The sequence below is a fragment of the Hyphomonas sp. UBA3601 genome (genome assembly GCF_002375605.1).
In the GTDB taxonomy this organism is placed as follows: Bacteria; Pseudomonadota; Alphaproteobacteria; order Caulobacterales; family Hyphomonadaceae; genus Hyphomonas.
This window is the reverse complement of record NZ_DFME01000022.1, coordinates 1-1541: the sequence shown is the minus strand read 5'-3', so window position 1 is coordinate 1541 and position 1541 is coordinate 1. Positions and strand designations below refer to the sequence as shown.

Sequence of the window (1541 nt, the reverse complement as noted above, 5' to 3'; positions counted from 1 at the left end):
CCAGAATCCTGCCGGCCCGGTGGCCCGATACCTGCCACGCTTTACAGGCCTGATGCCCACGCTGATCGCATTCGCGGTAACACTCGGCATCCTGATGTTTCCCGTCTACGCAAAAGGCGCCTATCAGTTTATCGCCATCGGCCTGCTCTGCCCGCTGCTCATCCTGATCGGCGCGCGCGTCCAGCCGGGCAGCCTCTGGCTTACCGGGGTCTGCGAGCGTCTCGGCCTGATCTCGTTTCCGCTCTATTGTGTGCACGAGCCCGTCCGCCACCTGACTGGCGTTCTGCTGCGCCGTACCGGTCTGACGGACATCCCGACCGAGTTGCGCGTCACCCTGACCGTGATCCTCGCCCTACTGGTCTCAATCGGCTTGCTCTGGCTCCTCGGCCAATTCCAGGCCCGCCGCCGCCTCAGCGCCAGTTTGAAACCGTTTTTGGGATAGGATGGATCAGGCCATCGCCTCGGCGCGGACCAGCTCTGCGACCGGCGCTTTTTCGTTCACCACATGCGGCTGGAAGTGGAGCAGTTCCCAGCGTCCGTCATGATGCTCGACGAGGGCCGTGCAGCTCTCTACCCAGTCGCCATCATTCATGTAGGTGATGCCGTCAATGTCGCGCATTTCGGCGACATGGATGTGACCACAGATCGCGCCGTCGAATTCCTTGCGACGACAATAATCCGCCACATGGCCCTCGAAATTATGGATATGGTTCAGCGCCCGCTTGGTGCGCTTTTTCAGGGCCTGTGACAGCGACCAGTACGGCATACCGAACCAGCGACGGATCGCGTTCAGCTTCGTATTGGTCCAGAGCAGGAAATTATAGGCATGATCGCCCAGATGCATGATCCATTTGCGGTCGGCCCGCATCATGCCGTCAAACATGTCGCCATGTACGACCAGATAGCGCTTGCCATCTTCGCCCTCATGCACGGCGCGGTTCTTCACCTTGATGTCGCCAAAGGCGAGCCGGAACTGCAGGAAGGCGCGCAGGAACTCGTCATGGTTCCCGATGATATAGGTCACGTCCGTGCCGCGCTTCGCAGCCGTCAGGATACGGCGGATGACGTTCGTGTGTGATTGCGGCCAGTACCATTTCTTGCGCATCCGCCAGCCATCAATGATGTCGCCCACCAGATAGAGCTGCTCGGATGTATGCGTCTTCATGAAGGCGCACAGCGCATCGGCCTGGCATCCGGCACTGCCGAGATGCACATCGGAGATGAAGATCGAACGATAATCAGGGCGAGGATTGGCACGGGTCATGATGCCCGCCCTTAAGTGCGTTCGGTATGAGTTTTATGACAGTTTACCCCCTATTTTCGTCACAAAAATGCAATAAAAACAGGGTTAACAAAAAGACTTGTCCTCCCCCTCCGCAGGCGGAGGTATAATCAGAGCATGGATGACGCCTTCGCCACTTTGCGAAACCTGCCGCCGCACCTGCGGCCGTACCGGTTCTGGATCTGGCTACAGGTCGTGATCCTCACCTTTCACGTGCGCCATATCCAGCGGGATATGCGCGCCATGATGGTGCGCATAT

2 protein-coding genes are annotated in these 1541 nt (G+C 58.7%); one reads left to right on the top strand and one right to left on the bottom strand.

What is annotated here, in order from left to right; translation table 11 throughout:
• A partial coding sequence (locus tag B4F73_RS01865; RefSeq protein WP_290482377.1) for an acyltransferase family protein occupies window positions 1-442 on the top strand: 442 nt, incomplete at its 5' end.
• Between the two features lie 6 nt (window positions 443-448).
• Here the strand turns inward: B4F73_RS01865 and B4F73_RS01860 are convergent.
• Window positions 449-1264, bottom strand: a complete 816-nt coding sequence (locus B4F73_RS01860) for a UDP-2,3-diacylglucosamine diphosphatase (protein ID WP_290482376.1) — start codon at window positions 1262-1264, stop codon at window positions 449-451.
• Window positions 1265-1541 lie beyond the last annotated feature (277 nt).